This is a genomic window from Antarcticimicrobium luteum (genome assembly GCF_004358185.1).
In the GTDB taxonomy this organism is placed as follows: domain Bacteria; phylum Pseudomonadota; class Alphaproteobacteria; order Rhodobacterales; family Rhodobacteraceae; genus Antarcticimicrobium; species Antarcticimicrobium luteum.
Genome location: NZ_SMUV01000043.1, coordinates 12,266 through 37,254 on the forward strand (window position 1 = coordinate 12,266; position 24,989 = coordinate 37,254).

The 24,989-nt window shown below is 67.6% G+C and carries 26 protein-coding genes; 6 read left to right on the forward strand and 20 right to left on the reverse strand.

What is annotated here, in order from left to right; all coding sequences use genetic code 11:
• Window positions 1–144: 144 nt before the first annotated feature.
• The 4 genes from fsa to E1832_RS02545 all read left to right on the forward strand — a co-directional run bounded on the left by fsa (window position 145) and on the right by E1832_RS02545 (window position 3,337).
• Window positions 145–798, forward strand: coding sequence for a fructose-6-phosphate aldolase (gene fsa / locus E1832_RS02530; RefSeq protein WP_133358171.1), 654 nt, complete (start codon window positions 145–147; stop codon window positions 796–798).
• 111 nt (window positions 799–909) lie between these two features.
• Window positions 910–1,617 (forward strand): DUF484 family protein, encoded by a 708-nt coding sequence (locus E1832_RS02535; RefSeq protein ID WP_133358172.1) that lies wholly within the window; start codon window positions 910–912, stop codon window positions 1,615–1,617.
• Between the two features lie 7 nt (window positions 1,618–1,624).
• Window positions 1,625–2,548 carry a tyrosine recombinase XerC gene (locus E1832_RS02540; RefSeq protein ID WP_133358173.1) on the forward strand — a complete coding sequence of 308 codons (924 nt, stop codon included), beginning with the start codon at window positions 1,625–1,627 and terminating at the stop codon, window positions 2,546–2,548.
• 84 nt (window positions 2,549–2,632) lie between these two features.
• A complete protein-coding gene (locus E1832_RS02545; RefSeq protein WP_133358174.1) occupies window positions 2,633–3,337 on the forward strand; it encodes a CDP-alcohol phosphatidyltransferase family protein in 705 nt (234 codons plus the stop codon).
• Window positions 3,338–3,347: 10 nt separating this feature from the next.
• On the opposite strand, the gene E1832_RS02550 is transcribed toward E1832_RS02545, so the two are convergent.
• The 7 genes from E1832_RS02550 to E1832_RS02580 form a co-directional block, all read right to left on the reverse strand.
• On the reverse strand, window positions 3,348–3,815 hold the full coding sequence (locus E1832_RS02550; protein ID WP_133358175.1) for a hypothetical protein: 468 nt from the start codon (window positions 3,813–3,815) through the stop codon (window positions 3,348–3,350).
• Between the two features lie 99 nt (window positions 3,816–3,914).
• Window positions 3,915–4,373, reverse strand: a complete 459-nt coding sequence (locus E1832_RS02555) for a methylated-DNA--[protein]-cysteine S-methyltransferase (RefSeq protein ID WP_133358176.1) — start codon at window positions 4,371–4,373, stop codon at window positions 3,915–3,917.
• 121 nt (window positions 4,374–4,494) lie between these two features.
• Entirely contained in the window at window positions 4,495–7,419 is a 2,925-nt protein-coding gene (ileS, locus tag E1832_RS02560) for an isoleucine--tRNA ligase (protein ID WP_133358177.1), read from the reverse strand.
• A 281-nt stretch (window positions 7,420–7,700) separates the two neighbouring features.
• Window positions 7,701–8,411, reverse strand: coding sequence for a VIT1/CCC1 transporter family protein (locus E1832_RS02565; RefSeq protein WP_133358193.1), 711 nt, complete (start codon window positions 8,409–8,411; stop codon window positions 7,701–7,703).
• A 63-nt stretch (window positions 8,412–8,474) separates the two neighbouring features.
• Window positions 8,475–9,482, reverse strand: coding sequence for a YcjF family protein (locus tag E1832_RS02570; RefSeq protein WP_133358178.1), 1,008 nt, complete (start codon window positions 9,480–9,482; stop codon window positions 8,475–8,477).
• Complete coding sequence (locus tag E1832_RS02575; RefSeq protein ID WP_342635556.1) at window positions 9,479–9,973, reverse strand: GNAT family N-acetyltransferase; 495 nt, start codon at window positions 9,971–9,973, stop codon at window positions 9,479–9,481. Before E1832_RS02575 ends, E1832_RS02570 begins: the two co-directional genes overlap by 4 nt.
• Window positions 9,973–11,391, reverse strand: coding sequence for a YcjX family GTP-binding protein (locus E1832_RS02580; RefSeq protein ID WP_133358180.1), 1,419 nt, complete (start codon window positions 11,389–11,391; stop codon window positions 9,973–9,975). Before E1832_RS02580 ends, E1832_RS02575 begins: the two co-directional genes overlap by 1 nt.
• A 99-nt stretch (window positions 11,392–11,490) precedes the next feature.
• Between E1832_RS02580 and truA the strand changes: the two genes are divergently transcribed.
• Entirely contained in the window at window positions 11,491–12,264 is a 774-nt protein-coding gene (truA, locus tag E1832_RS02585) for a tRNA pseudouridine(38-40) synthase TruA (RefSeq protein ID WP_133358181.1), read from the forward strand.
• Window positions 12,265–12,351: 87 nt separating this feature from the next.
• Here the strand turns inward: truA and E1832_RS02590 are convergent, their stop codons facing one another.
• From E1832_RS02590 to E1832_RS02650, 13 genes are all read right to left on the reverse strand, one after another.
• Window positions 12,352–12,810 (reverse strand): DUF3237 domain-containing protein, encoded by a 459-nt coding sequence (locus E1832_RS02590; RefSeq protein WP_133358182.1) that lies wholly within the window; start codon window positions 12,808–12,810, stop codon window positions 12,352–12,354.
• Window positions 12,811–13,683: an amidohydrolase family protein gene (locus tag E1832_RS02595; RefSeq protein ID WP_133358183.1), complete on the reverse strand. Its 873-nt coding sequence runs from the start codon at window positions 13,681–13,683 to the stop codon at window positions 12,811–12,813.
• 122 nt (window positions 13,684–13,805) lie between these two features.
• On the reverse strand, window positions 13,806–15,620 hold the full coding sequence (locus E1832_RS02600; protein ID WP_133358184.1) for a feruloyl-CoA synthase: 1,815 nt from the start codon (window positions 15,618–15,620) through the stop codon (window positions 13,806–13,808).
• Window positions 15,621–15,623: 3 nt separating this feature from the next.
• Complete coding sequence (locus E1832_RS02605) at window positions 15,624–16,112, reverse strand: MarR family winged helix-turn-helix transcriptional regulator (protein ID WP_245513778.1); 489 nt, start codon at window positions 16,110–16,112, stop codon at window positions 15,624–15,626.
• Window positions 16,109–16,885: a crotonase/enoyl-CoA hydratase family protein gene (locus tag E1832_RS02610; RefSeq protein ID WP_133358185.1), complete on the reverse strand. Its 777-nt coding sequence runs from the start codon at window positions 16,883–16,885 to the stop codon at window positions 16,109–16,111. The genes E1832_RS02605 and E1832_RS02610 overlap by 4 nt, the downstream gene beginning before the upstream one ends.
• A 335-nt stretch (window positions 16,886–17,220) precedes the next feature.
• Entirely contained in the window at window positions 17,221–18,426 is a 1,206-nt protein-coding gene (locus tag E1832_RS02615; protein ID WP_133358186.1) for a 3-hydroxybenzoate 6-monooxygenase, read from the reverse strand.
• Window positions 18,427–18,528: 102 nt separating this feature from the next.
• A complete protein-coding gene (locus E1832_RS02620) occupies window positions 18,529–19,227 on the reverse strand; it encodes a fumarylacetoacetate hydrolase family protein (RefSeq protein ID WP_133358187.1) in 699 nt (232 codons plus the stop codon).
• Window positions 19,224–20,258 (reverse strand): cupin domain-containing protein, encoded by a 1,035-nt coding sequence (locus E1832_RS02625; RefSeq protein WP_133358195.1) that lies wholly within the window; start codon window positions 20,256–20,258, stop codon window positions 19,224–19,226. The genes E1832_RS02620 and E1832_RS02625 overlap by 4 nt, the downstream gene beginning before the upstream one ends.
• Window positions 20,259–20,342: 84 nt before the next feature.
• Entirely contained in the window at window positions 20,343–20,780 is a 438-nt protein-coding gene (gene aroQ / locus E1832_RS02630) for a type II 3-dehydroquinate dehydratase (RefSeq protein WP_133358188.1), read from the reverse strand.
• Between the two features lie 67 nt (window positions 20,781–20,847).
• A complete protein-coding gene (locus E1832_RS02635; protein WP_133358189.1) occupies window positions 20,848–21,675 on the reverse strand; it encodes an alpha/beta hydrolase in 828 nt (275 codons plus the stop codon).
• 145 nt (window positions 21,676–21,820) lie between these two features.
• Complete coding sequence (locus E1832_RS02640; protein WP_165978775.1) at window positions 21,821–22,276, reverse strand: invasion associated locus B family protein; 456 nt, start codon at window positions 22,274–22,276, stop codon at window positions 21,821–21,823.
• A gap of 26 nt (window positions 22,277–22,302) precedes the next feature.
• Complete coding sequence (locus E1832_RS02645; RefSeq protein ID WP_133358191.1) at window positions 22,303–22,866, reverse strand: invasion associated locus B family protein; 564 nt, start codon at window positions 22,864–22,866, stop codon at window positions 22,303–22,305.
• Window positions 22,867–22,893: 27 nt separating this feature from the next.
• Window positions 22,894–24,312: a ShlB/FhaC/HecB family hemolysin secretion/activation protein gene (locus E1832_RS02650; protein ID WP_165978776.1), complete on the reverse strand. Its 1,419-nt coding sequence runs from the start codon at window positions 24,310–24,312 to the stop codon at window positions 22,894–22,896.
• A gap of 242 nt (window positions 24,313–24,554) precedes the next feature.
• Here E1832_RS02650 and E1832_RS22685 point away from each other — a divergent pair.
• Window positions 24,555–24,989, forward strand: a 435-nt coding sequence (locus E1832_RS22685; protein ID WP_206020984.1) for a hypothetical protein, incomplete at its 3' end; no start/stop codon positions are given.

Genomic DNA, 24,989 nt, shown 5'->3' on the forward strand with positions numbered 1-24,989 from the left:
CCTTGATCCCGTCTGTCTGTCATGCCGCCTTCTGTCATGCAGCCCAGGGCCGCCGTCGTCCCATGCGCCGCGAGGGGTTCCCGCGTTTCCCATCCTGAGGTAAAGGCAAGCCCGAGCCAGGCCAACCCATCAAAGGATGCCCCCATGAAATTCTTCGTAGACACCGCCGAGATCGACGCCATCGCAGACCTGAACGATCTGGGCATGGTCGACGGCGTCACCACCAACCCCTCGCTGATCATGAAATCGGGCCGCGACATCCTCGAAGTCACTAAGGAGATCTGCGATCTGATCGACGGCCCGGTCAGCGCCGAGGTGGTCGCCATGAAGGCCGATGCGATGATCGCCGAGGGCCGCAAGCTGGCCGAAATCGCCGAAAACATCGCCGTCAAGGTGCCGCTGACCTGGGACGGGCTCAAGGCCTGCAAGGTGCTCTCGGGCGAAGGCCACATGGTCAATGTCACGCTCTGCTTCTCGGCCAACCAGGCGCTGCTGGCGGCCAAGGCGGGAGCGACCTTCATCTCGCCCTTCATCGGGCGGCTCGACGACATCAACCTCGACGGGATGGAACTGATTGCCGACATCCGCACGATCTATGACAATTATGGCTTCGAGACCCAGATCCTCGCCGCCTCGATCCGCACGGTGAACCATATCACCGACGCCGCCCGTATCGGCGCCGACGTGATCACCGCACCGCCCGCCGTGATCAAGGCGATGGCGAGCCATCCGCTGACCGAGAAGGGGCTCGACGCCTTCATGAAGGATTGGGCCAAGACCGGTCAGAAGATCCTCTGACCCCGCCGGGGCGGGCGGCCGCCTGAGGGATTTTCGCGGAATGGCCGGTTTTTTCGGCCCAATTCCGCGAATCCCATGATATAAAGCGCGCAAAACCAAAAAGAGGCGGACATGAGCAGCAGCCCGAAACTGGAAGACGACCTGCGCGCGGCGATCATCGCCAAACCCGACGCGATTCTCGAAGACCGCGATGTGATGCATGCGCTGATCGCCGCCAACGAACGCTCGATGGGCGGCAATATCGTCGATCTGCGCGGTATCGCCATGGACCGGCTCGAGGCGCGACTCGACCGGCTGGAGGACACCCACCGCAGCGTCATCGCTGCCGCCTATGAGAACCTCGCAGGCACCAATCAGATCCACCGCGCCATCCTGCGCATGCTCGACCCCACCGAGTTCGAGGTGTTCCTGCGCGACCTCGGCGGCGAGGTGGCCGATATCCTGCGCGTCGACGCCATCCGTCTGGTTCTGGAAACCGCGCAGAGCGGCGAGGATCCGGCGATCCGCCGCCTCGACGGCGTGCTGGCGCTGGCCGAACCCGGCTTCGTCGACCGCTTCCTCACCCAGGGCCGCAACGGCCAGCCGCGCCAGGTGACCCTGCGCCAGTTGCAGAAGGGGTCGGAGCGGATCTATGGCAGCTCGGCCGACTACATCCGGTCCGAGGCCTGTTTGCGGCTCGATTTCGGCAACGGCCGCCTGCCGGGCCTTCTGGTGATGGGCGCCGAGGACCCGCATCAGTTCACGCCCCAGCACGGCACAGATCTGCTGGCCTTCTTCGCGGGCGTATTCGAACGCACGATGCGCCACTGGCTCAAGTGAGCGCGACGTGAGCCTGGAAATCTCAGCCGCCTGCCGCGACGCGCTGCAGGACTGGCTGGACCGACAGGGCGCGCTGGCCGATGCCTCGGACAACACGCTGACCGCCTACCGCGCCGATGTGGCGGGCTTTCTCGCCTTCATGGCCGCCCATCGCGGCGGCCCGCAGGGGCTGGCGGCGCTGGAGCGGATCACGGTGACCGAGATGCGCGCCTGGATGGCGCAGGCGCGCGGCATCGGGATCTCGTCCCGCTCGCTGGCGCGCAAGCTGTCGGCGGTGAAAAGCTTTTATCGATGGCTGGCCGAGCGCGAAGGGTTCGACGCAACCGCCGTGCTCGCCGCCCGGTCGCCGAAATTCCAGAAGAAACTGCCCCGTCCCCTCGCCCCCGACGCCGCCCGCGCGGTGATCGACACGGTGGAGCTGCAATCGCAAACCCCCTGGGTGGCGGCGCGCGACGTCGCGGTGGTCACGCTCCTTTACGGCTGCGGGCTGCGGATTTCCGAGGCGCTGGGCCTGAAAGGCGCCGACGCGCCGCTGGGCGCCAGCCTGCGCATCATCGGCAAGGGCGGCAAGGAACGCGTGGTTCCGGTTCTGCCCGCCGCGCGGGACGCGGTCGACGCCTATCTGCGGCTTTGTCCGCACCCGCAGGAGCGCGCCGCGCCGCTGTTTCGCGGGGTGCGCGGCGGCGCGCTGAGCCCGCGGCTGATCCAAGGGACGATGGCGCAGGTGCGGATGCAGCTGGGCCTGCCGGCCTCGGCCACGCCGCACGCGCTGCGCCACAGCTTCGCCACCCACCTGCTGGAGGCGGGCGGCGATCTGCGCAGCATTCAGGAGTTGCTCGGTCACGCTTCGCTCTCGACCACCCAGGCCTATACGGCCGTGGATACCGCCCGGCTGATGGAGGTCTACGCCCGCAGCCACCCCAAGGCATAAGGCGCCACCGCCCGCGGCCCCTGGCGCCGCAACATCTCACCCGCAGCAATTGCGATTTGCCGGAATTTGCGCCATGACGGGACCATGACACCCCAATTGCGCGCGCTCTCCGTCCATCTCTTTACCGCCACCGGCGCGGTCTTTGCCATGCTGGCCATGCTGGCCGCGGTCGAGGAGAAATGGAGCCTGATGTTCGTCTGGCTGGTCGTCGCCTTCTTCGTCGACGGCATCGACGGGCCGCTGGCGCGGCGCTATCACGTCAAGCGTTTCGCGCCGGATTTCGACGGTGTGCTGCTCGACCTGATCATCGACTATCTGACCTATGTCTTCATCCCGGCCTTCGCGCTCTTTAAATCCGGGCTGATGGACGGCTGGACCGGCTGGGTGGCGATCTTTGTCATCACTTTCACCAGCGCGCTCTACTTTGCCGACACCCGGATGAAGACCCTGGACAATTCGTTCAAGGGGTTTCCCGGCTGCTGGAACATGGCGGTGCTGGTCATCTTCGCGCTGGAGCCGAATTTCTGGATCATCCTCGGCTTCGTCACCGCCCTTGCGGTGGCGATGTTCCTGCCGCTGAAATTCGTCCACCCGGTGCGCACCGAGCGCTGGCGCGCGCTGACCCTGCCGATGGCCATCGCCTGGACCTTCTTCGCCGGCTGGGCCGCCTGGGTCGATTTCCACCCCGAAAGCTGGGCGCACTGGGGCCTGGTGGTGACCACCTTCTATCTGCTGCTCGCCGGCATCGTCCAGCAGATCGTCCCGGCCCGCGACAGGCAGGCCGGGTAGCGGGGCGCGCCTAAAGCACGTCCTCGATGCCGATCTCACGACCCTGGAAGTCAAAGCTTTCGCCGGCCTTCAGCCCATTCATCGCCTTGAAGATCGGGCTTTCCGGCGAGATCCCCATATAGGTCACCCCATCCACATCGAACCGCGCGGTCGAGACCGCAACCACGAGGTGACGCCCGTCAAGGGTCACGATCGCCCCGGACCGCACCGTGTCGCAGGGCGCGAAATCCAGGTTCTCGATCACGTCCACCTTCGCGTGATGGGTCATCACCGGATGGTGAAAGGCTGCGGCCAGGCCGACCTCTTCGGTCGAGGTGGCCAGATCGTCGGTGTCATGTCCTTCGCGGTCGTCCAGCACCGAGCCCTGCATATGCGCCTCGTAATGCGCGACGGCCGTCGCCAGTTCCTCGGACTCCAGTGACAAGAGCCTGTCATACACGGCTTTTTTCAGCGCGGCGCGGTCCTGCGAATTGCTCATCTTTCTTGTCCTTCCAATCGATGTCGCGCCCAAGTTGGGGTGCCGGCGCAGCAATTGCAATCGCGTTCTGCCGCGCGCCGATCCCTCGGGCCGGGCGGTTCAGATCAGAAAGCCGCCGGCGCCCTCGTGGCGCAGCAGCGCCAGCTTGGTCTCCACCCCGCCCTTGCCGGAAAACCCGGTCAGCTTGCCACCTGCCCCCATCACCCGGTGACAGGGGATCAGCACCGGGATCGGGTTGTGCCCGCAGGCCCGCCCCACCGCCTGCGCCGGGTGGTCCGTCGCGCGGGCGATGTCCCCATAGGTCCGTGTCTCGCCGAACGGGATCGCGCGCATCGCCTCGCAGACCGCGCGCTGAAAATTGCTGCCCTCGACCCGCAGCGGCAGGTCGAAGTCCTGGAGCGTCCCGGCGTCATAGGCCTCGATCTGGCGCTGCGCCTCCTGCAGCAGCGGCGTCGGCACACCCTCGGCCGTGCCGTCCCAGGTCAGGCGGGTGATTGCGCCCTCTTCCTCTGTCACGGCCAGGCGGCCGAACTGGGTATCCACTGTGATCGTCGGCATGGGGTTAGCGTGACGCAGCGCGGCAGGGCTGGCAACCCGGAACCGGCGCATCGACGCAACGAACAACAGATCAGCAGTATCGCCCCCCCCGCCACGGGCGGGAGGGGGGTGAGCGCCCTGCTCAGTCCAGCGCGTCGTTGCAGCGGTGGCAGACGCCCGGATGCGGGTGCTGGCCCACGTCCGGCAGGATCTTCCAGCAGCGCTGGCATTTTTCCCCGATGGCCTTTTCGAACACTACGCCGACGCCCGGAACCTCGGGCAGGCGGAACGCCTCGTTCGGGCTGGGATCGCCGGTCAGAACGATATCGGAGGTGATGCAGATATCGTCGAAATCGACCGAGCGCAGCGCGCCGAGCACGTCGCCGTCCTCCACATGCACCACCGGCGCGGCCTCCAGGCTCGCCCCGATCACCTTTTCCCGGCGCTGGATCTCCAGCGCCGCGGTGACCGCCCGGCGCACCTGACGGATGCCGGACCATTTCGCCGCCAGCGCCGCGTCGCGCCAGTCGGCCGGCGTGTCGGGAAAATCGACCAGATGGACCGAGCTTTGCTCGCCCGGGAACCGCTCCAGCCAGACCTCTTCCATGGTGAAGACCAGGATCGGCGCCAGCCAGGTGGTGAGCCGGTGGAACAGCGCATCCAGCACCGTCAGCGCGGCGCGGCGGCGCAGGGTGTCGCCGTCGCAATAAAGCGCGTCCTTGCGGATGTCGAAGTAGAAGGCGCTCAGCTCGACCGTGGCAAAGGTGAACACCGACTGGAACACCGACTGGAAATCGAAGGACGCATACCCTGCGCGCACCTGGTCGTCCAACTCGGACAGGCGGTGCAGCACCCAGCGCTCCAGCTCGGGCATCTCTGCCGGATCGACCCGGTCTTCTTCGGTGAAATCGCCGAGGCTGCCCAGCATGAAGCGCAGCGTGTTGCGCAGCCGGCGATAGCTGTCGGCGACCCCCTTCAGGATCTCCGGCCCAATCCGCTGGTCGGCGGAATAATCGGTCTGCGCCACCCAGAGCCGCAGGATATCGGCGCCGTATTGCTTGATCACCTCTTCCGGCACGATGGTGTTGCCGAGCGATTTGGACATCTTGTTGCCCTTCTCGTCCAGCGTGAAACCATGGGTAACCACGTTGCGGTAAGGCGCCCGCCCGATGGTGCCGCAGGCCTGCAACAGCGAGGAATGGAACCAGCCACGGTGCTGGTCGGTGCCCTCCATGTAGACATCGGCGATGCCGTCCTCCGTACCGTCGGCGCGGTCGCGCAGAACGAAGGCATGGGTGGAGCCTGAATCGAACCAAACATCCAGCACGTCAAAGACCTGCTCATAGTCTTCGGCATTGTAATCATTGCCCAGGAACTGCTCTTTCGCACCGTCGGCATACCAGCAATCGGCGCCCTCGGCCTCGAACGCCTCGGCGATGCGGGCGTTGACGGCATCGTCGCGCAGCAGGAAATCCGGATCGGTCGGCAGGGTGCCCTTTTTCACGAAACAGGTCAGCGGCACGCCCCAGGCGCGCTGGCGGCTCAGCACCCAGTCCGGGCGGCTCTCGATCATCGAATAGAGCCGGTTGCGCCCGGTCTGCGGGGTGAATTTCACCAGCTCGTCGATCGAGGTCAGCGCGCGGGTGCGGATCGTCTCGCCATAGCTGTCCTGCCCGTCGCCGACCGCGCGGTCGATGGCGGCGAACCACTGCGGCGTGTTGCGATAGATCACCGGCGCCTTCGACCGCCAGCTGTGCGGATAGGAGTGCTTGATCTTGCCCCGCGCCAGCAGCCCCCCGACCTCGGTCAGCTTGGCGATGACGGCGGCGTTGGCATCGCCTTCCCAATCGCCCTTCTTGGGCTTTTCCCGCAGAATATGCTTGCCGCCGAAGAACGGCAGATCGGCGCGGAACGAGCCGTCCTCGGTCACGTTATAGGTGATGACCTGCTCCAGCATCCCGGCATCGCGGTAAAGCTCGAATTCCTCCATCCCGTGCGAGGGCGCGCAATGGACGAAACCTGTGCCCTCGGTATCGGTGACAAAGGGCGCGGCGCGGAAATCGCGCAGATCGTCCCATTCGCCCATCGAGCCTTCGGCGCCCGCCAGCGGGTGGGTCAGGCTCAGCCCGGCCAGTTCATCGGCGGTCACGTCGCGGACACGGGTATACATCCCCGTCTCCAGCCGCGCGCGGGTCATCACATCCTCGGCCAGCTTGTCGGCAAGGATGTACTTGTCACCTACGTTGACCCAGCATTCACCCGGCGTGCCGGTGACCTCGTAGAGGCCGTAGGAAATCCCGTCGCCATAAACCACCGCCTTGTTCGACGGCATGGTCCAGGGCGTGGTGGTCCAGATAACCACATAGGCGCCGGCCAGCGGGCTGTCGGCGGGATCGGCGACCTTGAACTTCACCCAGACGGTGAAGCTTTCCTTGTCGTGATACTCCACCTCGGCCTCGGCCAGCGCGGTCTGTTCCACCGGCGACCACATGACGGGTTTGGAACCCTGATAGAGCGTGCCGGTCATCAGGAACTTCATGAATTCCTCGGCGATCACCCGCTCGGCGTGGAAATCCATCGTCAGATAGGGATCGGCCCAGTTGCCGGTGATGCCCAGCCGCTTGAACTCGTCGCGCTGGATATCGACCCACTCGGCAGCGAACTTGCGGCACTCCTGGCGGAAGTCCACCACCGGCACGTCGTCCTTGTCGAGGCCCTTGGCGCGGTACTGTTCCTCGATCTTCCATTCGATCGGCAGGCCGTGGCAGTCCCAGCCGGGAACATAACGGCTCTCGTGCCCCATCATCTGGTGGCTGCGCACGATCATGTCCTTGATCGTCTTGTTCAGCGCGTGGCCGATGTGCAGGTGCCCGTTGGCATAGGGGGGGCCGTCATGCAGGGTAAAGGGCTTGCGTCCCGCCGCCTTGTCGCGCAGCCGGTCGTAGATGCCGATCTTTTCCCAGCGCGCCAGCCACTCGGGCTCGCGCTTGGGCAGGCCCGCCCGCATCGGAAAATCGGTCTTCGGCAGGTTCAGGGTGTCTTTGTATTCGGGGGTGTCGGCGCACATTTGCGGCGTCCTTCGGAATGGTCGTATCGGGGAAAACGGTCAGGTCAGGTCGGTGCGATGGCTCAACACCTTTGCCCGGCGGCTCGTCTGGATCAGAGCGCCGGGTCCGTAATTCGAATGAGAATGACGCGCGGATGGGTCATGGCCGCCTTATAGGCGGGGGTGCGGGCGGGGTAAAGTGGGCGCAGGCAGGATGCCCGCCCTCGCGGCCCGGAGGACCGGACGGTCGGAGCGATCGCCCCCTCCCGATGGGGAAGGCGCCAAAGACGGGGCACCCTCCCTCAGACGTTGAACAAGGTCCCCACCACATAGGCCATCCCCGCCGCCACCCCGCCGATCGCCAGCGTCTCCAGCCCCGAGCGCCACCAGGGCGACAGCGACCAGCGGCTTTTCAACGCGCCGATGGTAAAGAACGACGCCCCGGTCACCCAGATCGACACCGTAAAGGCCCCCTCGACCCCCAGGATGAAGGGCATCAGCGGCACCATCCCCGCGACAAGAAAGGCGGCAAAGGTGGCGACGGCGGCGCGCATCGGATGCGGGTCCACCCCTGCCAGCCCGTATTCCCCCTCCATCATCAGCTGAATCCAGTTTTCCCGGTCGCTGCAGATCGCCTCGCTCGCCTCCTCCAGCACAGGCCCCGACAGGCCCTTCTGCGCCAGGATCTCGCGCACCTCCTGCCGCTCGCCATCGGGGTAGTGGGCGATATGGCGTTCCTCGATCTTGCGCAGCCTTTGCATATCGTCGAGCTCGGCCTTGGTGCCGGAAAAGTTGCTCGCCGCCATGGAAAACCCGTCGGCCAGCACGTTGGCCAGCCCCAGCGCCACGATGATAAAGGGCGACAGCCCCGCGCCCGCCACGCCCGCGACGATGGCGAATGTGGTGACCGAGCCATCGATGGCGCCATAGACCACGTCGCGCAGATACCCCCGCCCCGGCGGTGCGCCGATGCGGCGGGCGATCTCTTCCTTGCTGTGGCCGTGATCCTGCATGCTGGCTCCCCTGCTGGCTGCGCTCATTTTAGGGGCGGCCGTCCCACACGCCCTTGCGGCAGATCAAGCCCCGCCGCGCCGCGACAACAGCCCGGTCAGCGCCCGCCCGATCATTCCCCGGACCGAGGGGCGGTGGCGCGCCGAGAACGGCAGCGGCCGGCATACCTCCATCGCCGCCACCCCGACCCGGGCGCTCAGCGCGCCATTGACCAGCCCCTCGCCGAATCGCCGCGACAGCTTGGTCAGCAGCGAACCGCCCAGCACCGGCTCCAGCAGGTCGTCGCCCACCGCCACCGCGCCGGTGGCGACCAGATGGGTGAACACCGCCCGGGTCAGCCGCCAGCTTCCCAGCACGCCGGAGCGGCCGCCATAGATCTCGGCCACCCGGCGGATCATCCGCAGGTTGAAGATGAGCGCGGCAAAGACGTCGGCCAGCGCCAGCGGCACCAGCGCGGTGACCGCAGCCACCTGCCGCGCCGCCGCCTCCACCTCGCGGCTCGCCGCCCGGTCGAGCGGGGCGAGCAGCTCATCCTCGACCAGCGCCAGCACCGCCTCGGCGTCGAACTGCTCCTCCACCTTGCCCTCCAGCCGGGCCCGGCCCCAGCGGGTATCCTCGCGGCCCGCATAGAAGGCGATCAGCCGCCCGGCGGCGGCGCGCGCGTCCTGCAGATCGGCCCCCGCCAGCGCCGTCTCGGCGGCCCGGCGCAGCCCGTCGATCCGTTTCAGCCGCCCGATCGCCGCCAGTTCGCGCAGCGCAAGCACCGCCAGCACGGCAAGCAAGGCGGCAAACAGCACGGAGACGGCCCAGCCCAGAACCGGCGCCCGCTCCAGCAGCCGCGTCACGAAATCCCAGGCCGCGACCGAGATCACCGCGCCCAGCACCGCGCCCGCCAGCCCCCAGGCCCAGCGCGCCAGCCGCGACGGCGCCGCCGCCGCCAGCCGCGCCGCCCGGGCCATCGCCCGACCCTCAGCCGGCAGCTCCGCCGCGTCGGGCACCGGCGCTGCCTGGGCCACGTCGGGGGCGGGCTCGCCGCTGTTCTCCAGGTCGATCAGAACCGGACCATTGGTCATCGCGTCCCCTCTCTGCGCCATTCCATGGTGATAGCCGGCAGGTTTTCCTCGTTCTCGGAGCCGTCGCTGCGACCGACATCGGAAAAACCGTTGCGCCGGTAGAACCGCCGCGCCCCGGCGTTGTAGGCCATGACCCGCAGCCACAACCGCGCGCGCGTCTCTCTGGCCGCGTCCATCAGCCGCTGGCCGACCCCCGCGCCCCTCGCCCCGGGCGCGACGTAGAGCGAACAGACCTCTTCGCCGTCGCGCGCCAGAAAGCCAACGACGCGGACCCCGGTCTCGGCGCCGGCCTCTGTCCCGGTCTCTGTCCCCGCCTCTGCCGCAACCTCGGCCACGGTGACCCAGCCATTGTCGATCATCTCGCCGCAATAGGCGATGGTCTCTGCCCCCGACCACATTTTCGGGCGGCCGTACATTTCGATCTGAAATGTGTACAGAATATCCCCGAGCGCCCCGGCGTCGACCGGCCGGGCGGGGCGCAGATGCACCATCACAACCGATCTCCGATCAGGAACTGCGCGGCGCGGTCCAGCCGGATATGCGGCGGCCCGTCGCCGGGCGCCAGGCTGAGCGTCGCCGGCGCAAAGCGCATCGCCCCGTAATCTGCATCCAGCCAGGCCCCGGCCCCCTCCCGCGCCGGCCCCAGCAGGCGCGCCGGATCCTCCGGCAGCTCGCCCGGGTGGAACGCCGCCTGCCGCCCGTCCTCGAGCAGCCGCCCGCGCACGCAGAGCAGATCGCGCCCCTCGTGCCGGCGCGTCTCCTCGGTGGTGGCGCGGATCGAAGCGATCGCCATCGCCGCCGTCTGCGCCCCGGCGAACTGTGCCCGGTCGCGGGCGCCGCGGGTCAGCGCCGCCATGATCGCGGTCAGGCGGTCATGCTGCGCATGGTGCAGATGGTCGGCCTTGGTGGCGGCGAACAGGATCCGCTCCACGCGCCGGCCGCGCCAGAGCTGGCTGAGAAAGGCGTTTCGCCCGGGCCGGAAGGCGGACAGAATGTCGGTCATCGACCGCGCCAGGTCATCGACCGCGCGCGGCCCGCGATGGATCGCCCCCAGCGCATCGACCAGCACCACCTGACGGTCGATGCGGGCGAAATGATCGTGGAAGAACGGCTTGATCACCCGGGACTTGTAGGCCTCGAACCGCCGCTCCATCTCGCGGTGCAGGGTGCCGCGCCGCGCCGCCGCAGCGACCGGAACCGGCGCGAAGGTCAGCACCGGAGAGCCCTCCAGATCGCCCGGCAGCAAAAACCGCCCCGGCGGGATGCAGTCATAGGATCCCTTGTCGCGCGCGCCCGCCAGATAGGCGGTAAAGCGGCGCGCCAGATCCCGCGCCACGCCCTCGTCATGGGGCGCGTCCGGATCGGCGGCGCGGGCGTGCGCGATGAAGTCCTGCGCGTCGGCGCGGCCTTCCAGCCGGCTCAGCGTCTCCTGCGCCCAGCTCTGATAACTCCGGTCCAGAAGGCCCAGATCCAGAAGCCATTCTCCCGGGTAATCGACGATGTCCAGATGCACCGTGCGCGGCCCCTGCAGCCCCGCCAGCAACCCCGCCGGACGCACCCGCAGCGACAGCCGCAGCTCAGAGATCGTCCGCGTGCTCTCGGGCCAGTGCGGCGCCGGCGCGGTCAGGGCGGCCAGATGCGCCTCGAAATCGAAGCGCGGCACCGTCACATCCGGCTGCGGTTGCAGAAAGGCCGCCTCGATCCGCCCCTGCTGCTGCGCCACAAGGCCCGGCATCCGGCCCCGGTCCAGCAAGTTGGCCACCAGCGAGGTGATGAAGACCGTCTTGCCCGAGCGCGCCAGCCCGGTCACGCCCAGCCGGATCACCGGCTCGAACAGGGTCTCGGAAATCCGGCCGCTCACGGTTTCGACCCCGCGCGCGATCCCGTCTGCCAGTGTTGAGATGACCAAGCCGGTCTCCTGCCGTTGCCTCGCCCCAAGATAGGCATGTCGCCCGCCCGCGCCAAGCGGGACTTGCCCAGCCGGTCCGCCCGCGCTACCAGCCCGGGCATGCCGCGTTACGCATTGAAAGTCGAATATCATGGCGCCCCCTTTGCCGGCTGGCAAAGGCAGAAGGATCTGCCGTCCGTTCAGGGCGCGATAGAGGCGGCGCTGGCGCGGCTGCAGCCGGGGCCGCATACCATCGCCGCCGCCGGGCGCACCGATGCCGGCGTACATGCGCTGGGGCAGGTGGCCCATTGCGATCTGCAAAAGGACTGGGATCCGTTCCGGCTGAGCGAGGCGCTGAATTATCACCTCAAACCCGCCCCCGTCGCCATCGTCGCGGCGGCCCGCGTGGCGGACGACTGGCACGCCCGGTTCTCGGCGCTGGAACGGCAGTATCTGTTCCGCATCCTGATGCGCCGCGCACCGGCCACCCATGACCGCGGGCAGGTCTGGCAGGTCCAGCGTCCGCTCGATGTGGTGGCGATGCAGGCCGGCGCCGACATGCTGCTGGGGCGGCATGACTTCACCACCTTCCGCTCGACCATCTGCCAGGCGGCAAGCCCGGTCAAAACGCTGGACGAGCTGCGGGTGGAAGAAACCGAGGGCTTTTGCGGCCCGGAAATCCGCTTTCGCGTGCGCGCGCGATCGTTCCTGCACAATCAGGTGCGCAGCTTTGTCGGCACGCTGGAGCGGGTCGGCGCCGGCTCCTGGACGCCCGAAGATGTGCGCGCGGCACTGATGGCGCGCGACCGGGCCGCCTGCGGCCCGGTCTGCCCGCCGCAGGGGCTGTACCTGGAGCGGGTCGGCTACCCCGAGGACCCGTTCGCGCCCGCCTGAACCTCGGCGCGTCATCGTTTTTTCTGGCCGAGAACATTCCGGGGAGCGCGCGGGGCTGACCGCTCGCCCCCGACCCTCAGCGTGCCGTCATTCTACCAGGAACAGCGACAGCCGCACCTGCGCCGCCCAGCGCCCGCCGGTGCCGACAAAGATCATCCGGTTGAGCCAGTCATAGCGCGGATCGCCGGTCTCCAGCCGCGCGGTGGTGCGCATGTAATAGGCGGCGGGGTCCACGTCGGCGCCTTCCGCCAGCCGTGCCATCACCTCGGGCGGGCCGTGGCGCACGCCCCTGTTGACGATCTCGATCAGCGCGCCGTCGCCGGTCTCGAAGGCATAGCGGGTGTCGAGATCGGCCGACCCGTCGGCATGGATCGTCTGCCAGTCGGCGCCGAGGTTCAGGATGCGTCCCTCGATGCGACCTGTGACGGTGCCGCCGATAATCGGGATGATCCGCCGCAGGCCGGCGCGGCCCGGCCCCATCTCGCGGACCGGGGCCAAGTCGACGGCCAGTTCGCAGAACGGAGTCAGAACTGGCGCCGGCAGCATTTACATCAGCCCCAGCAGCCGCGCGGCGTTGTTCTTGGTGATGTCCTCGCGCAGGTGGTCCTTGATGTCGATCTTCTCGAAGTCCGACAGCCAGCGCTCCGGCGTGATCATCGGCCAGTCGGAGCCGAACAGCACCTTTTTCTTCAGGATCGAGTTGCAGTATTTCACCAGGATCGGCGGGAAGTATTTCGGCGACCAGCCGGACAGGTCGATATAGACGTTGGGCTTGTGCTGCGCGACCGACAGCGCCTCTTCCTGCCAGGGAAAGCTGGGGTGGGCGAGGATGATTTTCAGTTCGGGGAAGTCCACCGCCACATCGTCGATCACCATCGGGTTGGAGTATTTCAGCCGCATCCCGTTGCCGCCAGGCATGCCCGACCCGACGCCGGTCTGCCCGGTGTGAAACAGCGCGATGCCGCCCTCCTCCTCGATCGCCTCATAGAGCGGATAGGCCATCCGGTCGTTGGGCCAGAATCCCTGCATGGTGGGGTGAAACTTGAACCCCTTGATGCCGAAATCACGGATCAGGCGGCGCGCCTCGCGCACGCCCATCTTGCCCTTCCACGGGTCGATGGAGGCAAACGGGATCAGCACGTCGGAGTTTTCGGCGGCCAGTTCCGCCACCTCTTCGTTCTTGTAGCGGCGATAGCCGGTCTCGCGTTCGGCATCGACCGGAAAGATCACCGCGGCGATGTTCTGTTCGCGGTAATGCGCGGCGGTCTGCGGCACCGTGGGCGGGTGGCTCCAGGGGGCGCCGAAATAGCTGGCCATGGTCGATTGCAGGCCGTCGTAACCGTCATCGGAATGGCAGCCGCAGGGTTCCTCGGCATGGGTGTGGATGTCGATGGCGCGGATTTTGGTCAGGTCGATCATTTGGATTCCTTTGTCCGGTCGAATGGCGGCCCTGCCGCCTCTTTAGCACCTCTCGCACGGGGCCGCGCAGCGTCCCGGGCTTCGCCCCCCGCCCTCGGGCGGTCGCAGCCCTCCGTGTCGCATCAGATCCGCGTCACGCATGGATCGCTTTCGGCATAGAGCCGCTCCAGCAGGTCGGCGCGCCGGGTCAGTACCCTGCGGAAATTCAGGTTGCCCTTGGCGGTCATCTCGGCCTCGGGCATCGACGGCGGCTCGGCCAGCGCGATGGCGCGGGCCACCCGGGTCGAGCTGCCGGAAATATCGCGCGCCCGCTCGGCCAGGCGGCGGTGGATGTCCGACAGCAAATGCGGATCGGCCAGCGCGCCCTCCTGTGCGTCGGTGCTATAGCCCTCGGCCTCCAGCTCGGCCATGTTGGGAAAGATCATCACGCCGATCTCGTCGCGGTCGGCGCCGGTGATCACCAGATCGGCGGCCAGCGGCGCCAGGCAGGCCAGCATGTCGAGCCGGAGCTGCGCCGCGCGCACCCAGGTGCCCGAGGTCAGCTTGAAATCCTCGGAGATCCTTCCGTCGAACCGCATCCCCTTGTTCTCATCCCCCGGCGAGACGAAACACATCGCGTCGCCGGTGACGAAGAACCCCTCCTCGTCAAAGGCTTCCGCCGTTTTCTGCGGGTCGCGGAAATAGCCGGGCATGATGTTGGGCCCCTTGGCACGCACCTCGCAGCGGCCGTCCGCGTCGGGAATCAGCTTGAGCGTGACGCCGGTCATCGGCACCCCCACCACGCCGGAGCGATCGGTCGGCTCCTGCTGGATCATGGTGGCCGGCGCGGTCTCGGTCAGCCCCCAGGAGGAGGTCATCAGCGGCACCGCGCCGCGCGCCTCCAGTGCCATGCTCTCGAACCCGGCCCAGACATCCTGCGGCAGCGAGGCGCCGGCGTAGAACACCATGTCGAGATCGGAAAACACCATCCGGCGCAGATGCTCGTCCTTGCGCAGCGCCGCCAGCATCATCGAAAAGCCGACCGGCACGTTGAACAGCGCGGTGCCCGCCACCATGCCAAGGTTCTCGAGGGTGCGGTCGAACAGCCCCTTCACCGGCTTGCCGTCGTCGATGTAAAGGCTGCCGCCATTGGCAAGCATCATGTTGAAATTATGCGAACCGCCGAACACGTGGTTCCAGGGCAGCCAATCGACGATCACCGGCGGCCGGTCGCGCAGGAAGGGCAGCGAATCCGCGATCATGGTCTGGTTGGCGCACATCATCCGATGCGTGGTCATCACCCCCTTGGGGTTGGAGGTGGAGCCGGAGGTCATCAGGATCTTGACCACCGTATCCGGCGTGACAGCGGCAAAGGCCACGTCCACATCGGCGCTGCCGTCGCCCTTCAGCAGGTCGGAGAACGGCGTCGCCCCCGAAGCGCCCGTCCGGGTCGCCACCACCTCGACGCCGTCGAAGACATCCAGCGCCAGCGCCTCGGCGTATTGATCCGCATCGACCGTATAGACCAGGCGCGGCTCGATCAGCTCCATCGCGTGGCGCAGCCGTCCGTGGGCTCCATGGATCAAGGAATATTGCTCGGCCACCGGCACCACCGGAATGCCGGCGTACTGACCCGCCAGCGACAGCAGCCCGTGATCGACCCCGTTGCCCGACAGCACCATGATCGGGGTATCCGGCCCCAGCCCGCGCGCCAGCAGCGCGGCGGCCACCGCGCGCACCTGCTCCAGCGCGGCGGCATAGGTCAGTTCGCGCCAGCCCGCGCCGCTGCGCTCGGCCAGGAACACCCGGTCCGGCGCCGCGCCGGCCCATTGGTGCAGCCAGTCGCCGGTACGATCCGCGACCGGGCCGATCTCATAACCCGAGCGCAACAGGATCGTCCCGTCGGCCCGGTCCTCGCGCAGAACCTTATGCGGCCGGAACCGTGTTGTGCGTTGCATGTCTCATCCTCCCTCAGAACCGCGCCGGATCACGGACATCGCCCGGATCACCGCCTGTTTTGCCTCCTCGTCCATCCCGTTCAGGATGCGTCGTTCGTGTCCGCGCACCGCCTCCAGCGCCCGATCATACAGCCGCCGCCCCGCCAGCGTCGGGTTCAGCGCATAGGCGCGCCGGTCGGTCGGCACCCGGTCGCGGGTGATCAGATCCCGTCCCTCAAGCTCGTCGATGATCACCACCAGATTGGCGCGCTCCACATCCAGTGCCTCGGCCAGTTGCGACTGGCGCAGGCCGGGATTGTCGACGATCAGCACCAGCGCCGAATAGGTCACCATGCGCAGGTCCAGCGGCTTCAGCGTCTGATTCAGATCGGCCTGAACCACGTTGAAGGCCCGCTTCATGTGATAGCCGATGAAGCCGCAGAGCGTGGCGTCGGACACCCGCGTGACCTCGGCCTCCGCGGCGGCCCGGCCCTTTGCGGCCGGTCGGCTCACCGGCCCCGCCCGAAGCTGGGCGCGCGTTTCTCCAGGAACGCCGCCAGTCCCTCGACCGCGTCGGGGCTGGTTTGGGTCAGCGCCGCGCAGAGGCTCTCGGTGAACAGGCCGCCGGGCTTGTCCATGTCCTCGATCCGGCTCAGCGCCTGGATCATCACATAATTCGACAGGGGCGCGTTGTCGGCGATCTTGCGCGCCAGCTCCATTGCCCGGGGCAGCGCCTCGCCCGCGCCCACGGCGTAGTGCGCCAGGCCCAGCGCGACCCCCTCCTCGGCGCCGAACTTGCGCCCGGTCAGCATCATCTCGATCATCCGGTCGGCGCCCAGGATGCGGCCCACCCGTACACTGGCGCCGCCGCCGACATAGATACCGCGCCGCCCCTCGGGCAACTGGAAGATGGTCGACGGCTCGGCGATCCGCACATGGGTCGCGGTGGCCAGTTCCAGCCCGCCGCCGATCACCGCGCCCATCATCGCCGAGACCACCGGCAGACCGCCGTACTGGATCTTGTCCATCACCCCATGCCAGTGGCGCGAATGGCGCATCGTCCCCTCGGCGTCGCGCGCCACATGTTCGCTGAGGTCGAGGCCCGAGCAATAGTGCCCGGCGGTGCCGGTCAGCACCGCCACCCTGACCCCCGCCGGCGGTTTGGAGAAAAAGGCGTCGATCTCCTCCAGAAGCTGGTCGCACATGGCGTTGCGCTTCTCCGGGCGGTCCATGGTGAGTACGGCGATATCGCCCTGAATGTCGATCTTGAGCATGTCTTGGGTCATGGCGCGGTCCCCGGTTCCGTCCCGCCCGAAAGCGGATGTGATTAATAATTGTTGTGATGAATAACTAAATTTTCAGAGATTCGCAACGCCCGCGTGCCAGACCCGGAACGCCCAAGCATCCCACCGTCCCCAAGCATCCCACCGTCCCACCGTCCGCCCCACAGAACAAGCCGCGCGAGCGCCGGACCGTGGGGCGGCGCTCGCGCGGCGGCCTGCGGCCTTGATTCCGCGCAGGGACACTTGGCTCGGAGCTTCCCTTTGCTGATGTCCGGGACTGCGCCCCAAAGAAAAACGGCCGGAAAATCCCCGGCCGCGATCCTTCGTCCCCGAAACCCTCAGAGCGTCTCGTTCGAGACCGCCCCGTCCAGCCCGGTCGAGCCATAGAGCCAGGCCACCGTGTCGTACCATTCATCCGGCGACTTGGCGCTCATCACCGCGTTGCGGAGCTGCGCGTGCGCCCCATCGGGGTGATAGATATGGGTGCCGATCTCGCGCGACTGCAATTGCACCCGCGCGGTGCGCAGCCGGCGCATCCGCTGGTAGCTTTGCAGCACCGCCGGCACATCGCCCTGCAGGGTCGCCATCTGGTGCGCCAGCGCGACGGCATCCTCCATCGCCATGCAGGCGCCCTGCGCCAGGTATTGCAGCGTCGGATGCGCCGCGTCGCCCAGCAGCGCCACGCGCCCGTCGACCCAGTTCATCGCCGGATCGCGGTCGCAGAGCACCCAGAGCTTCCAGTCCCGCCCCTTGTCGATCACCTGCCGCGCCACCGGGGCGACATGCTCGAACCCCTTGCGCACCTCGTCATGGCTGACCGGCAGGCCCGCCACCGGCTCCGGCGCGTCGTTGTGATAGGTGACCACCAGGTTGAAGGTCTTCCAGCCCTGCAGCGGGTAATGCACGATATGGCATTTCGGCCCGGCCCAGAGCGTGGCGGCGTTCCAGCGCAGATCCTCGGGCATATCCTCGATCGGGATCACACTGCGATAGGTGGTATGGCCCGACACGCGCGGCGCGCCGTCGCCGATCAGCCGCTTGCGGATGTTGGACCAGAGCCCGTCGGCCCCGATCACCGCAGAGCCTCTGATCCGGCTGCCGTCGGCGAGGATCGCGGTGGCGCTGTCGGCGTCCTGATCGTAATCCACGACCTCGGCGCTGGTCCGCAGCTCCACCAGCTCATGCGCCTCGCAGGCGCGCAGGAAGACGCCGTGCAGATCGCCGCGATGCACCACCGCATAGGGGTTGCGGAACCGGGCGCGGAACCGGTCGTCCAGCGGAACCCGGGTGATCTCCTCGCCCGACATGGCATCCATCAGGCGCAGATTGTCGATATAGACCGCCATGGCCCGCGCCGCGTCACCGACGCCCAGATAATCAAAGGCGTGAAAGGCGTTGGGGCCAAGCTGGATGCCGGCGCCGATCTCGCCCAGTTGCGGCGCCTTTTCCAGCACGATGGAGCGGACCCCCTTCTGCGCCAACCCGATGGCCAGCGCCAGTCCGCCGATGCCGCCGCCGGCGATGACGATACGATCTTCACTCATGGCAATACTCCTCCGCCCGGCGCCGCCCGGCCGGGGAGGCAATCCGCAAAATCAAGATGCTGTGCGCCGGTCCCCGCTCGGGGGGCGCGGCGTGTTCTCAGGTTACTCGGCAGGCCCGATCTTCAGCTCGATCGGGTCCAGCCCGTCGATGCCGCCCGTGATCACGTCGCCCGCCACCACCGGGCCGACGCCCGCCGGCGTACCGGTCATGATCAGATCGCCCGGCATCAGGTGGTAATATTTCGACAGATCGGCGACGACCTCGGTCACGCTGTGGATCAGATCGCGCAGATGCGCGTCCTGCTTGACCTCGCCGTTCACCTCCAGATGGATGCGCTGCGGGCCGATCTCGCCGACCTCGCCCGCTTTGGTCAGGGGCGCGAACACCGCCGAGCCCTCGACATCCTTGCCCAGATCCCAGGGCCGCTGTTTCTCGCGCGCCTTGAGCTGCAGGTCGCGCCGGGTCATGTCCAGCGCGCAGCCATAGGCATAGATGGCACCCGCCGCCGCATCGGCGCTGACCCGGAACACCGGCTTGCCGATCGCCAGCACCAGTTCCATCTCGTAATGGAAGTTCTCGGTGCCCGGCGGATAGGGCAGGGTTTCGCCGCTCGCCAGCGTCGCCAGCGGCGATTTGGTGAAATAGAATGGCGCCTCGCGATCCGGCTCCACGCCCATTTCGGCGGCATGGGCGACATAGTTGCGCCCGACGCAGAAGATGCGGCCCACCGGGTATTCCGCCGCCTCGCCGTTGACGGGCACGGAGTACACCTTGGACGGCTCAAAGAGATATTGGGTCATTTCGCGCGTTCCTCGTAATATCCTAGTTTTTCCTGCAGCGGGCGGTCGTGGACCCGAACCAGAAAGGCCTCTTCGCCCGCCTCATGCCGGATATCGGCAAAGACCGGGGCCGAGAAGGTATCTTTCGGCCCCCATTCGAACCGCTCGCCATTGATCGTGGTCACCCCGCGCCCCCTGATCACGTGAAAGGCCGATGAGGCCGAGCGCAGCGGCGGCTCGTCCACCTGGCCTGCGGCCAGCATCATCGCGGTGAAGCCCATGGTGGGCAGCACATCCTCGCCGGTCTCGGGGTTGATGTAATCCAGCTCGGCGATGCCGTCACCGCCAAAGGCCGCCATCTCGCGCAGCGCCGCCTCGGTCCGGGCCCAGGGATAGCGCATCATCGGATAGCGCCGCGCGCGCGACCGGGTGCGGCTGGGCGCGAGACCGGAGGAAAGATACTCCACCTGGCTCGCATCGGGGCGGTTGCGCTGCGATTGCAGCGGCCCCTCGTTGGCATAAGAGCCTTCGAGATAGACGAAGACCGGCAGATCAAGCGCGTCGAGCCAGATCACCGGCTCGTCGCCGTCATGGCCGTGATCGTGCCATTCGCCACCCGGCGTCAGCACCAGATCGCCCTCGTCCATCGGCAGCTTTTCCCCGTCGACGACGGTAAAGGCGCCCTTGCCCTCGACCATGATACGCACCGCGCTGGGCGTGTGGACATGCGCCGGCGCGGTCTCGCCCGGCAGCAGCAGCTGGAGGCCGAGATAGATCGAGGCGGTGGCCTGCATCGCCCCGTTGCCGCGGCCCGGATCGGAGAGCACCAGCACCCGCCGTTCGGCCTTTTCCACCGGCGTCAGCTCCCCCGCCCGCATCAGCAGCGGCCGCACCGCCTGGTAATTCCAGTAGCCGGCTTTGGTCTGCGGGTTGGGCGCCCCATGCGGCAGCACGTTGCGCATCATCGGCCAGAGCGGCGCGACGCCGGCCGCGCTCATCGCGTCGCGATACTCCTGCGGCAACTCTTCCAGCGTTCCAAGTTTCTCCGCCATCGCGGCCTCCTCCATCTTCGATTTAATAGAATGCATACTTATCGTAAGCATGCATGTCAATTCCTTCCGGCCGCTTTGCCCGCCTCAGCCCAGCAGTACCGCCATCCGGCGCAGCGCCAGATCGTACCCCTGCACCCCGCACCCGGCGATAACCCCTTCGGCGCGCAGTGAAACATAGGAATGATGCCGAAAACTCTCGCGCCGGTGCACGTTGGAGATATGCACCTCCAGCACCGGCCCCTCGAAGGTATTGAGCGCATCGAGAATCGCCACCGAGGTATGGGTATAGGCCGCCGGATTGATGATGATCCCCGCAGCCGCCGCGCGGGCACGGTGGATCATCTCGACGATCTCGCCCTCATGATTCGACTGGTAAAACGCGGTCTCCAGCGCCAGCTCCCGGCCCAGCACGGCGCAACGCTGCGCCACATCCTCGAGCGTGTCGGCGCCATAGATCTCAGGCTCCCGCTTGCCCAGCAGGTTGAGGTTGGGTCCGTTCAGGATATGGATCATCCGGGCCATGGCTGGGTCCTGTCATATGGGTCGTGCCGCAGCCTAGGCAGGCCGGACCAAAGGCGCAACCGCAAGCCTACCCGACCAGCGCCTGAACCAGATCGCTGTCGGGGCGGGCGAGCTCTCCCGCCACGGTGAAATGATTGTGCCCGGGGTCGTAATGGTCGCGCACCCGGGCCCCGCCCTCGCCCCAGACCTCGGCGATCAGTCGGGTCTGGCGCAGGAACTCCGGCCGCTCCGCCGCGCCGACCCAGAACAGCGTGTCCAGATCCATGCGCGGTGTCAGCAGCGCAGCGCTCTCCGCCGCCGCCTCCTCTGGCGTGAGGCCCAGGATGTCGTTCATCCGGGTGCCAAGCAGCGGCCGCAGATCGTGCAACCCGCTCAGCGAGATCACCCGGTCCAGCCGCGCCGTCATCTCCTGCGTCAGCGGCGCATTCGCGCAGGCCATGCGCGATACCAGATGCCCGCCCGCCGAATGCCCGATGAGCCGGATCGGCCCGGCGACACGGGCCGCGGCCGCCGCGATGGCCTGGCCCACCTCGCCCGTCATCTGCGAAACCCGCCCTTCGGGCGCCAGCGTATAGCTCGGCATCGCCACCGCCCAGCCCGCCGCCAGCGGCCCGGCCGCCAGATGCGACCAGTGCGACTTGTCGAACTTGTGCCAGTAGCCGCCATGGACAAAGACGATCAGGCCCGCGACCGCGCCCTCCGGGCGGAACAGATCGAACCGGTTGCGCGCGCCGGGGCCATACCCCAGATCCAGATCGGCCCGTGCCGCATCGCGGAACGCCGCCGCCGCACCGGTCCAGCGTGCGGCCAGATCCGCCGCCCCCGGCACATGGCCGGCATTGTCAAAGGCCTCGTCCCAATCTATCGGCCAGGCCGTCTGCGCTTGCGTCGCCATTCATCCCCTCCCCGAACTTCGGCGGACACCCTAGGCACGGACCTAGGATTGCACAAGGCGCGGGCGCGCGCAGGCAGGCCATGGTCGCACTGCGCTCATCCGGATCGCCCTCCCGTCACGGCTTCGGCCTGACGAACAGACACCGTTACCAGGAGGTGCAGGCCAAGGCGGCGCGAAGGCCCGCGGTCACCCCCATCAGCGAGACCGGAAAGCTCAGCCTGCGGGCCCCCGGCACCGGCACGAAGGCAAGCTCGATAGCCCGCCCCGCCCGCAACCGACCGATTTCCTCTTCGGTGACATGGACCTGAGCCAGACAGGTTTGCCGGTTGCAGGTCTGCCAGATCAGTGGCACGGCGCGACCCGCCCCAAGGTGGCGATAGACGGCGCGGTCTGCGATCGACGCGCCGACCGGCACCCGAACCGACAGGATCGCGCCGCCCTCGGCAACCGGACTCAGATAGAGATCGGCCAGCACCAGCCCCGAGCCCGGTGCAACCGCGCGATACTGCAGCACACAGCCCTGCCCCGGCACCTCCAACAGCGTCCAGTCCGCGAACCTTCGGGCGTCCGGTGCGGCGGCGCAGGCAGCGCCAGCAATCATCAGGCCGGCAGCAAGCGCGGCAATTCTCATTCAGAGGCCGCCACCCGGGCACCGGCCAAGGCGTCGAGCCCGGCAGTCATGCCCGCCGCAGACATCGAAAAGATGACCGGATCGGCGGTCAGCCCGGGCCGATACCCGGCAACCATCCCCTTTTCGCTCGCCTCGAAGGAGGCCGCGGCCTCGGGCGCAATCTCGATCAGGGCCTCGCAAAGCTTTGCGCTGCACGATTGCCAGATGAACCGGGTCTCTTCGGTTACCTCTGCCGGACGCATGGCGAATCCGGCCGGAAAATAGACCCCGTTCGGCACCCGGGCGGCGAGATAGCGTTTGCTGTCGTCCGCATTCGAAAAGGCCAGCACCTCGGCCAGAAAACCGCCGTCACCGCTGCGCACCAGCCGTTGCGTCAGCACGCAGGAGGTCTTGTTGACGCCCAGCGCCTGGCAATTCACGGTCCAGGCTCCGAACCGGCTTCCGTTCGTCACCTCCTTGGCGTCCCCATCGGCGGATTGCGCCATCGCGGCGGGTTGTCCCAGCGCCACCAGCGCCGCCAGAAAGGCCGTCCCCGTTGCTCGTGTCAGAAATCTTGTCATGCTGTCTTCCTTCTTTTCATGCCTTGCTTAGAACGCGAGCGAAAACGCCGCCCGCACCGACCACGACCCGTCGCCACCCCGGCCCAGAACCGGTGTCAGCGATCGGGCCAGTTGCACATCGAACGACCCGCGCCGACCGATCCGCCCGGACTGCCCGATCCCGACCGACGAGGCGAATCCCTGCCCGCTCCATGTCCCGCCTGCCCGGTCAAAAGCCTCGCCCAGGGCGACAAATGCATAGGGGTGGATAGCGGTGCCCGAAATCGGCAGCGGTTTGGCGGCCTCAACCTGGAACCGGGTCCAGTAGCCGCCCGCGCCCTCGGACAGGCCGCTGGCGTAACCCGGAACCGCAAAGGGCGAGGTCACGGCGAATTTGCCGCGTGACGGGGTGTCGTCGGTCAGCGGCAGTTGCGCCGCCCCCATGAGGATCGCGTGCCCCCAGTCTCCCAGCGCCCATTGCAGCCGCCCCGACGCGGTGACCGCGCCGTAGGACAGATCGCCCAGCCCCAACACCCTGTCGGTGAACCGTCCCGCCGTCAGCCCCACTGACCAGACCACCTGGCGCAGCGCCCTGTCAAAGCTGCGCGCGCCATTCGCCCCCAGCGTCAGCGCCCAGCCCGACTGATCCGCCGTGGTTACGCCTGCGGTCCTGGTGGTTTCGTCATAGCGATCCAGTCCGAGCGAAACCCAGAAGCTGCGATCGGCGGCCAGGATCAGAGGGTGAGCATAGATCAGTCCGGCGCTCAGCGTCTCCGATGCCACCACCGGCGCGCTCAACGTTTCACTGCGCTGACCGGAGACCGAGGCGGCGAGCTGTCCGCCCCCCGGGGTGAGCGTGCGACTGTAGGACAGCGTCGCGCTACGGGCGCCTTCGGAGGTCATCAGATCCAGCGCCAGCGGATCGCCCCAGCCGGTCAGGCTATTGATCCGCACACTGGCGCTGGCGCGCGCCTCTCCGGTGGCGATCTCACCATAGTTGTCAAACCGCAGCGAGGCGGTGACCGGCGGCGGGTCGTCGAACGACACCGTCAGATTGGTGCGCCCCGGCATCGCCCCCGGAGAGAAATCGGCGTTGGCGCGCAGGCGGTCGGTCAGCCACAATCGCTCCAGCCGCTCGGCGATCACCCGTGTGTCAGCCAGATCGCCCGCCTCTACTCCAAGACGGAACCGCAGATAGGCGGGCCGGGTACGCCCCGACCTATAATCGACCCGGCCAAGACGAGCCTCGAACAGATCTATGGTCACAGTCCCTTGCCCAGGATCAATTCCGGCGACCTGCGCGATGGCAAGGTCGATCCCCTCCGCGCGGTAGAGCGCGTTGACCGCATCGGCGATGGCCTGTGCCCCGCCCGGCCCCAACCGGTGGCCAAGGAGGGGCGCAGTCGCGGCGTCCAGTTCGGCCCGGGAGAAATAGGCCGAGGCACCGGCAAAGGCGACCCGGCGCAAGACGAAGCGCGTCGGTCGAGGGACCGCCTGCTGAGGCGCCTGCGGGCTGCGCGCGGCCAGCTCTGCCAGCGCCGTGGCGGCGTCAGACGGGGGAAGACCCTGGGCGCTGGCAGTCGGGGCGGCTAACGCCGACAGAACTCCGATAGAGAAAAGAGCCCGGGCAACAGTTCTGGCGATCATGTTCCTCCGTCCTCGCCATCCTCGCCGTCGTCGTCTTCTTCGTCCTCGCCGCCCGGTGTCCATTGGAAGACGAAGCCGCTGCCGCCACCGTCATCCCCGCCGGCGAACCCGCCGGGCATATGGGTCAAAGGCGCGCTGCCCGGCCCGGTCGGCCCGGCCAAGCCACCCAGGAGGGGGCTGCCACCTCCCGTCCCATCGTCGCCGGTGCCATCGTCGCCGGTACCGTCATCGCCGGTGCCATCATCGCCGGTGCCGTCGTCGCCGGTGCCATCGTCGCCAGTACCGTCATCGCCGGTGCCATCGTCGCCAGTGCCATCGTCGCCGGTGCCATCGTCGCCAGTGCCGTCATCGCCGGTGCCATCGTCGCCAGTGCCGTCATCGCCCGTGCCATCGTCGCCGGTGCCGTCGTCGCCGGTGCCATCGTCGCCGGTGCCGTCGTCGCCAGTACCGTCATCGCCCGTGCCATCGTCGCCGGTGCCATCGTCGCCGGTGCCATC